The organism is Criibacterium bergeronii (assembly GCF_001693775.2).
Classification (GTDB): Bacteria; Bacillota; Clostridia; order Peptostreptococcales; family Filifactoraceae; genus Peptoanaerobacter; species Peptoanaerobacter bergeronii.
The window spans coordinates 1-9,850 of record NZ_MBEW02000038.1; the positions used below are offsets into that span (position 1 = coordinate 1).

Sequence of the window (9,850 nt, forward strand, 5' to 3'; positions counted from 1 at the left end):
TTCAATTGGATGGAGGTAGGTTTGCTACTTCTGACTTAAATGACCTATATAGAAGGGTAATAAATAGAAATAACAGACTTAAAAAATTATTAGACCTAAAAGCACCTGACATAATAGTTAGAAATGAAAAAAGAATGCTACAAGAGGCAGTTGACTCACTTATAGATAATGGCAGAAGAGGAAAACCTGTAACTGGACCTGGAAATAGACCACTTAAATCCTTAACAGATATGTTAAAAGGTAAACAAGGTCGTTTCCGTCAAAACCTACTTGGTAAAAGGGTTGACTACTCAGGACGTTCTGTAATAGTTGTCGGACCTGACCTAAAATTCGACCAGTGCGGTTTACCTAAGAAAATGGCACTAGAATTATTCAAACCATTTGTAATGCACGAATTAGTTGAAAGAGGCTTTGCACATAACGTAAAAGCAGCTAAGAAAAAGGTTGAAAAGTCAGACCCTGAAGTATGGCCAATCTTAGAAGATGTAATTCAAGGACATCCGGTAATGCTAAACCGTGCCCCTACACTTCACAGACTTGGCATACAGGCATTCAATCCGGTTTTGGTTGATGGTAAGGCTATAAGATTACATCCGCTTGTTTGCACAGCTTATAATGCAGACTTTGACGGTGACCAAATGGCTGTCCATGTACCTCTTTCATTAGAGGCACAATATGAATGTAGAAATCTTATGCTTTCTACAAATAACATACTTGCTCCAAAGGATGGCTCACCAATTACAGTTCCTACTCAGGACATGATACTTGGTTCTTATTATCTTACTATGGAATTGGAAAATGCTAAGGGAACAGGACTAATTTTTAAAGACTTTGATGAAATGATACTTGCTTATGAAAATAAGGAGGTTGACCTACACGCTAGAGTAAAAGTAAGAGTCAAAAAGACTCCACAAGACCATGGAAAATTAGTCGAAAGTACGGTTGGCAGATTTATATTTAATTCTAATATTCCTCAGGACCTTGGTTTCGTAGATAGAACAAATGATAAATATTCATTAGAAGTAGACTTCCTATTAGATAAAAAACAAATAGGGGTTGTTATAGATAAATGCTTTAGAGCTCATGGTAATGAAGTAACATCCATATTACTTGACAATATCAAGAACATGGGTTACAAATATTCTACTAAATCAGCTATCTCCGTATCAATTGCCGATATGGAAATACCGGAAGAAAAGTATAAATATATAGCAGAAACAGAGAAAAAAGTAGAAGCCTATGAAAAAGACTTTAGAAGAGGTCTTATTTCCGATGAAGAACGTTACGAAAATGTAATAGAGTCTTGGGCTAAAACAACTGAAAAAGTTACTGATGCTCTAATGACTCACCTTGGACCATTAAATAACATCAATATCATGGCAAAATCAGGTGCCCGTGGTTCTAAGGACCAAATCAAACAGCTTGCCGGCATGAGAGGACTTATGTCCAATGCATCCGGTAAAACGGTTGAAATTCCAGTTAAATCAAATTTCAGAGAAGGCTTATCAGTATTGGAATACTTTACGTCTTCTCATGGAGCTAGAAAAGGTCTTGCCGATACAGCACTTCGTACAGCAAGTTCAGGTTATTTAACTCGTCGTCTTGTTGACGTATCTCAGGAAGTAATCATTACAGAAGAAGATTGCGGTACTGAAGAAGGTATTAAAGTTTCTGCGTTAAAAGATGGTACAGAATTAATTGAAAAATTATTCGATAGAATAGCCGGTAGATACACATCTAAGGAAGTAATAAATCCTAAGGACGGCTCTATAGTAGTTCCAAAAGGAGAACTTATAACAGATGCAAAGGCACAAGAAATTGTAGACCTTGGCATTGAAGAAGTATGGATAAGAACTCTCATGGATTGTCAATGTAAAACTGGTATTTGTGCAAAATGCTATGGTAGAAATCTTGCTACCGGTAAAGAAGTACCAATAGGAGAAGCTGTCGGTATAATTGCGGCTCAATCTATAGGTGAACCGGGAACACAGCTTACAATGAGAACCTTCCACTCAGGCGGTATCGCAGGTGGAGATATTACCCAAGGTCTTCCAAGGGTTGAAGAACTTTTTGAGGCTAGAAAACCTAAGGGATTAGCAGTAATCACAGAGATAGCAGGTAATGTTAAATTTGAAGAAAATGGCAAGAAAAAAGAGGTCGTTGTCACTTCAAACGAAGGTGTTGAAGAAAGATATGTAATTCCTTATGGCTCAATACTGAAAGTCAAAGAAGGAGATTATATTGAGGCAGGAGACCCACTTACTCAGGGTTCTATCACTCCACATGACATACTGAAAGTTAAAGGAATAGCCGGAGTTCAAGACTATATAGTTAAGGAAGTACAAAGAGTTTATAGACTACAAGGGGTTGACATAAACGACAAGCATATAGAAGTTATAGTTAGACAGATGATGCAAAAGGCTCGTATAGAAGAGCCTGGAGACTCAGAATTACTTCCGGGTGGAGTAGTTGACTTTAGACATCTTGAAGATATCAACAAAGAACTTAGAGCTCAAGGTAAAAAAGAGGCTCAGTATACTCGTATGCTCCAAGGTATTACTAAAGCGGCATTGTCTACTGATTCATTCTTATCAGCAGCATCATTCCAAGAAACTACAAAAGTTCTTACAGATGCAGCGATTAGAGGTAGCAAGGATTACCTAAGAGGACTTAAAGAAAATGTTATAATAGGTAAGCTTATACCTGCCGGCTCAGTTTTGAGGAGAAAAAAGCATAAACAGGAAACAGGGTTTGACAGTACAGATGAAATAATGAATGAAAATTATGACCCTAATAATATCAATCAAGATGTTCATAGCTCGGTAGAATATGAAGAAGAAACTTCCGATGCAGATTTTACAGATTTTTAAAATCAACTAAATTTTCGGACTAATCCCTACTTTGTTATGGATTAGTCCTTTTCATAGGAGGAAATATGAGACTTAACAACTTGATAGACATACAAAATTTAATAATAAAAACTTATCTATCCGATGTAAAAGTGGCTATAGATGCAACACTTGGAAATGGTAAAGATACAATTAATATGCTTGAAATGTTTGGCAGCGAAGTTAAAATCTATGCCTTTGATATACAACAGCAAGCCATAGACTCTGCAAAAAGTGCAATTAAACCGGAATACCACAAAAATGTTGTGTTTATAAATGACTCACATGAATATATAGATAATTATGTGACTGAAAAACCTGAGTTAATCACATTTAATCTTGGCTATTTGCCAAAATCCGACCATGTAATTAAAACGCAATCATATACAACACTAAGAGCACTTGACAAGGCTGTCAATATGCTAAAACCGGGCGGATTAATAACAATAATGTTTTATGTAGGGCATGATAACGCAAGAGAATATAATAATTTGAGCGAATTTGTAAGAATACTTAACCCATCTACATTTAAGGCTATACACATAAATCCGGTCAATCAAGACCAAAACGCTCCTAAACTGGTTATTATCCAAAAATTAGAGGAAAAAAATGAAACAAAATAAAGTTGAGCATGGAGCGAACTTATTTGATTTGTCAAAACTGAAAAATAAGGATATAAGCGAATTTGTAGATTTTAGCTCTAACATAAGTCCATATGGAATGAGCCAAAAAGCATTAGAGACGCTTAAAAATAATTTGGATAAAGCCAGTATTTATCCTGACCCGACTTATACTGATTTAAGAGCTGCCATTTCAAGCTATTGCGGTGCAAATAAAGATAATATAATGATAGGTGCAGGAGCTACGTTTTTTATAAATAGTTTTATAAAGCTCCTCTCACCAAAGAAATGTATTATATTCGACCCATCTTATTCAGAATATAAAAAAGAGCTTGAAAAGGTTGACTGCGAAGTATTTAACTACGAATTAAAAGAAGAAACTGAATTTAAAGTAGACCTAGACGAGCTAAGGGATTTAGCTGTAAAAAATAAAATTGACACAATATTTTTGTGCAATCCAAACAATCCTACCGGTTCAACTATTACAAGGCAGCAAATAGATGGTTTGCAAAAATCTACAGGTGCAAGTTTAATAGTCGATGAAACCTATGTAGAGTTTACAGATAAAGCAGTGTATAGCTCATGCGCGGTTGCAGATAAAAATCCAAATGTTTATGTAATAAGAAGTACAAGCAAATTTTTTGCGACTCCGGGTATCAGACTTGGCTATGCAATATCTTCAAACGAGGAAGTAAAACAAAAGATGGCACAAGAGTTTTCTGCTCTTTGGGGAGTAAATATTTACGCAGAAATTATTGGTAGAGAAATGTTTTTGGATAAAACTTTTCATAAGTTCGTCTATGAAAAATTTAAAGAGCAAAGGAAATATCTTATAGAAAGTCTAAGAAATATTAAGGGTATCAAACCCTTTGACACAAAGGGAAACTTTACATTGATAAAAATAGAAAATGATAAGGTAACTGCCAAAGACTTGTATGAATTTTTCCTAGATAAAGATATTATCATCAGGGATTGCAGTAATTTTATAAATCTTGGTGAAAAGTATTTCAGACTATGCTTTTTGGATGAAAAAAATAATAAAAAAATAATAAAATACCTAACAGAGTTTTTTGGGAGCATAGCATGATAGTATTAGGCATTGACCCGGGGATTGCGATTGTAGGCTATGGGCTGATAGATTATGACGGCAATACTTTTAGGACTATTTCTTATGGTGCTATTACTACGCCGGCTCACGCAAGTCTATCTACTAGATTAAAGACGATTTATGATGATTTGACAAGTATAATCACATCATATAAAATTGATTGTGTGGCTATAGAGGAGCTATTTTTTAACAAAAATGTAAAAACCGCCTTAGATGTGGCACAGGCAAGAGGGGTAATAGTAGTAGCTTGCATGAACAACAATATTCCTCTGTATGAATATACACCTTTGCAGGTAAAGCAAGGGGTAGTAGGATATGGTAGAGCAGTAAAATCTCAAATACAGGAAATGGTAAAAATTATGCTAAATCTGCCAAAAGTTCCAAAGCCTGATGATGTTGCAGACGGACTTGCCATAGCTATTTGTCATTGTAACGTTGGAGAGAAGAAAGAAATTTTTAAGGCATAATTTTAGGAGACTAAATGATTGATTTTATAAAAGGCAAGGTATTACAAAAGACATTAGAATATGTAATCGTAGAAAACAGTGGTATGGGGTATAAATTACTAGTGTCTCAAAATACGTCCAAAAATTTAAATCTTGATGAAGACTACACAGTGTATACAAAGCTAATAGTAAGAGAGGACGATATGCTCTTAGTAGGATTTTATGATATAAGTGAAAGAGATATGTTTGAGCTGTTGATGTCTGTCTCTAAAGTTGGGCTAAAGACAGCTTTAAATGTACTTTCACTATATACACCAAGCAAGATTGCATATTTTATTACTACTGGAGATGTAAATGCACTTAGTAAGGTTTCAGGAGTTGCTAAAAAAACATCAGAAATGCTTATTTTACAGCTAAAAGATAAAGTTAAAAATATAGCTGTAGACAATAACGTTGCATCAGATATTGTAAAACCGGTAGCTACAAAACATCAGTCTCAAGACGAAGATGCAGTAGAGGCACTAATTAGTCTTGGATTTACTCTAAAAGAGGCACAGTATGCTATAGATAAGGTTTTAGAGCATGGTGAAGTATCGACTACGGAGGAAATTATTAAAAAGTCATTTGCTTATTTGCGATAATATATTTTTTTAATTAATGCTTTTTAAGTTTGTAAAGACTCAAAGGCGAGGTGTTGACTTGATAGAAGATATCAGTGATAGAATTATAAATTCTTCCTACAAAAAGGAAGACGAGCAAGAAAATGATTTAAGACCTAAGCTGTTAAATGAATATGTAGGTCAAAAAAAAGTAGTCAATCAGCTTGATATATTTATCAAGGCTGCAAAGGTTAGAGGAGAAGTTTTGGATCATGTGCTATTATATGGACCTCCCGGACTTGGTAAAACTACTTTATCTCATATAATAGCAAATGAAATGAATACAAACATCAAAATTACATCCGGACCGGCTATTGAAAGAGCAGGAGATTTAGCATCACTACTGACTAATTTGCAAGAGGGGGATGTATTATTTATAGATGAAATTCACAGAATGAATAGGACAGTGGAAGAGGTCTTGTATCCGGCTATGGAAGATTATCTAATAGATATTATTATAGGAAAAGGACCATCTGCAAAGTCATTTAGACTGGAAGTACCAAAGTTTACCCTAGTCGGAGCTACGACTAGGTCAGGAATGCTTACATCTCCATTAAGAGATAGATTTGGGGTGCTTTTAAACCTAGAATTATATAGCAGTGAGGATTTATTAAAAATAATACTTCGCTCTGCAAATATTTTAAACATTCCTATAAAAAAAGATGCGGCAATGGAGATAGCAAAAAGGTCAAGAGGAACACCGCGTATTGCCAATAGACTGCTAAAAAGGGTCAGAGATTATGCCCAAGTAGTAGGAGATGGAGTAATAGATGTCAAAATAGCTGACGAGGCACTGTTGATGTTAAGTGTTGACAACTTGGGGTTAGATTTGCTAGATACAAAAATATTAAAATCTATAGCACTAAACTTTTCAGGAGGACCGGTCGGACTAGATACGATTGCGGCATCTGTTGGAGAGGATAAAGAAACCATTGAAGATGTCTGCGAGCCATTTTTGATACAAAACGGTCTTTTAGTGAGAACTCCAAGGGGAAGAATGGTGACAGATAAAGTGTATGAGCATTTAAAAATACCTAAAATAGAAAAGTAGGACTATTTATGAAAAAATTATTAAAATCAGTATTAGTTGTTTTTTTATTTTCATTTATGATAATGCCGGAAATTTCCAATGCAGAAAAAATCCAAAATATTGATATTGGCTTAAAATTTGGAGCAACTGCTGTAAGCTCAGCGAATTTTAAAACAACCGGACTTGCAATAAATGATAGCCAATCCAGTAAATATTTAACAGCAAATGGAAGCTTTACAGCAAAACCGGTTGTCAAAATATATGTAGACGAAACACCTTTTACAAGCTTTTCAGACGTTCAGCCAAGTGGTGGAGATTTTGTATTTGCAAAGGATATAAATACTTATTACAAAGCATCTTTAGAAAATAAATACAAAAATGAATATGCAAATGTTGTAGGCATATACGACAATCAGCAGAGTTTATTTTTGACATTGGATGCAAACAGTAATCTATTTCTTTCATCAAGCGATTTTTCTACATTTGAAATATTTGGCAGAAAATATAGAGGTGCATTAAAGCTTTTAAATCAAAATTCTAAGTTAACAATCATTAACCATGTTGACCTAGAGGAATATTTATATGGAGTGCTACCATCAGAGGTATATCCTAGCTGGAACATAGAGGCTCTAAAAGCTCAGGCTGTAGCTGCAAGAAGTTATGCCTATTCAAATTATAACAAGTATATAGCAAATGGATTTAACTTGACAGACGACACACGTTCGCAGGTATACAAAGGTTATAGCAATGAAAATAAAAATACAAACAAAGCTGTTGATGATACAAGAGGGATTATTGGCACATATGGCGGCTCAGTTGCACAAATGATTTATAATTCCAGCTCAGGCGGGCAGACACTTTCAGCCAAGGACGCTTGGGGAACAGAAATTCCCTATCTTGTATCACAGGTAGACCCATATTCATTAAATAATGACTATAGCAATTGGAGCTTTATAATGTCTAGACAAGATATAGAAAAAGCATTAAAGGATAAGGGGAAAGACATTGGTATGCTTAACTCTATAACAATAGACGAAACCTCTTTAGATGGTGGATATGTACTAAAAATTACATTTAGTGGAAGTAAGAGAAGTGCAACATTTACAAAAGATGCGATAAGAGGAATTTTAGGAAACGGTAAATTGAAAAGCCTGTTTTTTAAAATAAATGGAACTCAAAGTGCTACGACCTATCCCCAAGAATTTGTTGCCTTAGGTAAATATTTAGATAGCATATCAAAAAATAAACCAAGTGCAGACCAAGTCGCAGGAGAGTCATTTATATTTATGGGCAGTGGCTATGGTCATGGAGTGGGTATGAGCCAATATGGCACACAAGAAATGGCAAAAAAAGGATATAAGTATAATCAGATATTAGAATTTTATTATCCGGGAATAAAATTAGAAATAGCAGAGTAAAGCATAAAAAATAGACACGCAATTAATTTGTGGGTCTATTTTTTCATAAAATAAAAACTGTAGGCAATCATAAAGATAGCCTACAGTTTTTTTACGCCATTAAAGGTGATTTTAAAACAGTATAACCATTTACTATTTTTTTATATTCAACAAATGCTACGACAAATGTCAAAATAATAAAATCAAGTAAAATGGAGCTTAGATAACAAAATGCTATTTGTTATTCTTCTTTTTAGCAAATGCTACGCCACAAGCCAATAGAAGTAAACCAAGCATTGTTGTATCCATTGTTCCCGTCTTAGGAAGTCCTTTTGGCACATCGTCAGGAATATCGTATATTTCTGGAATGTCCTCAGGAGTTCCTTTTGGTACATCATCAGGGATAATAATTAAATCATCAGTTTTTTCAGGTGTACTACGAGGGATTTCGTCCTCAATCACTGTCACCGGTGGTGGATTTTTTGGAACTTTTTCCGAAGGCACATACTCAGATGGTATTGTTGGTATATCTGGAGGAGTGTTCGGAGGTCTATTTGGTTCACTAGGTGGTGTTGATGGAGGATTTTTCGGAGTTGGTTTATTTGGTACTACAGGTGGAGTTTCAGGTACTGGTGGAGTTGGTGGATTATCAGGAGGAGTAGTGCCATCAGGAGTATTTTCAAAGCTTACTTCATATAGCATATTTGCAGTTGTCACACTTAAATGGACAGATGTAGTAGCTAATATATATCCATTTGGAGCAGCTTTTTCAACTATTTCATAATCTCCAAGGCTAAGAGCAATTCTACCATCAGATTGAATGTCGAATCTACTTGAGCCTTCTGCTGTATCCTTATTTATTCTACCATTTGAATCCGTTGTACCAGTAATTATAGGTTCTGAATTTCCAGCCCTAAAGATTTGTAAAACTGCACCTTCAAGAGCACGACCGTTAGATGAATCAACCTTTGTTAAATACAACATTGGAGATGAAGTAACAGGTATGTCTGATTTTTGGTTGTATACTACAAGTTCTTTAGGAGTTAGCATTTCGCTAGTAGTAATATCAAATGAATGTTCATTTTCTGAAGCAATAGCAGATAATGAATAACCAGCCGGTGCAACAATTTCGACAGCTCTGTAAGAACCAATAGGAAGTTTGATTTCTAGTCCATCAACTGGAACAACAGCAGCTTTTACTACTCTTTCACCATTTAATTTTCCGTCTTTTGCATAAACATCAAACACAGCACCGGAAATTCTGTTTCCAGTATCACTGCCTATTTTTACGATTTTTACATAACCATCTTCACGCACGTTAGCAAGTTCATCTTTAGTAACTTTACCATTTTCGATTACAAAAGGATGCTTGTCAGGATTAATCTTATACATCGATGGTGCATCTTTTTCTAAGAAGTAGTATGAACCGGCTTCTAGAGTAAATGTGCCATCGTCATTAACCTTGTCTTGTCCAACAGTCACAGTAGTAGGAACTATTTTACCATTATTATCTGTACGACCGCTGATGATTAGCTCATCTTTGTCTGTATAGAATTCAATGATAGCACCTTGTACTGGTTCAGAAGTGGAAGCATCAACTTTTGTGAATGAGAAAGTACCTTTTCCAGGAGTATCTGGAGTAGGTTTTTCAACAACGATAGTTTGAGCCTTGTCATCTACTTTATCGTGTTTTAATACATCA

The 9,850-nt window shown here is 35.1% G+C and carries 8 protein-coding genes; 7 read left to right on the top strand and 1 reads right to left on the bottom strand.

Going from position 1 to position 9,850, the window contains the following annotated elements; translation table 11 throughout:
• From rpoC to BBG48_RS10040, 7 genes are all read left to right on the top strand, one after another.
• Window positions 1-2,870, top strand: a 2,870-nt coding sequence (gene rpoC / locus BBG48_RS10010; RefSeq protein WP_116170974.1) for a DNA-directed RNA polymerase subunit beta', incomplete at its 5' end; no start/stop codon positions are given.
• Window positions 2,871-2,935: 65 nt separating this feature from the next.
• On the top strand, window positions 2,936-3,511 hold the full coding sequence (locus BBG48_RS10015) for a tRNA (mnm(5)s(2)U34)-methyltransferase (RefSeq protein WP_068911869.1): 576 nt from the start codon (window positions 2,936-2,938) through the stop codon (window positions 3,509-3,511).
• Window positions 3,498-4,595 (top strand): pyridoxal phosphate-dependent aminotransferase, encoded by a 1,098-nt coding sequence (locus BBG48_RS10020; RefSeq protein WP_068911867.1) that lies wholly within the window; start codon window positions 3,498-3,500, stop codon window positions 4,593-4,595. The genes BBG48_RS10015 and BBG48_RS10020 overlap by 14 nt, the downstream gene beginning before the upstream one ends.
• Window positions 4,592-5,083 carry a crossover junction endodeoxyribonuclease RuvC gene (gene ruvC / locus BBG48_RS10025; RefSeq protein WP_068911865.1) on the top strand — a complete coding sequence of 164 codons (492 nt, stop codon included), beginning with the start codon at window positions 4,592-4,594 and terminating at the stop codon, window positions 5,081-5,083. Before BBG48_RS10020 ends, ruvC begins: the two co-directional genes overlap by 4 nt.
• A gap of 14 nt (window positions 5,084-5,097) precedes the next feature.
• Entirely contained in the window at window positions 5,098-5,703 is a 606-nt protein-coding gene (ruvA, locus tag BBG48_RS10030; protein WP_068911863.1) for a Holliday junction branch migration protein RuvA, read from the top strand.
• A gap of 58 nt (window positions 5,704-5,761) precedes the next feature.
• Window positions 5,762-6,772, top strand: coding sequence for a Holliday junction branch migration DNA helicase RuvB (gene ruvB, locus BBG48_RS10035; protein WP_068911862.1), 1,011 nt, complete (start codon window positions 5,762-5,764; stop codon window positions 6,770-6,772).
• Between the two features lie 8 nt (window positions 6,773-6,780).
• Window positions 6,781-8,169, top strand: coding sequence for a SpoIID/LytB domain-containing protein (locus BBG48_RS10040; protein WP_068911860.1), 1,389 nt, complete (start codon window positions 6,781-6,783; stop codon window positions 8,167-8,169).
• A 213-nt stretch (window positions 8,170-8,382) separates the two neighbouring features.
• Here BBG48_RS10040 and BBG48_RS10045 read toward each other — a convergent pair.
• Window positions 8,383-9,850, bottom strand: a 1,468-nt coding sequence (locus BBG48_RS10045) for an MSCRAMM family protein (protein WP_116170975.1), incomplete at its 5' end; no start/stop codon positions are given.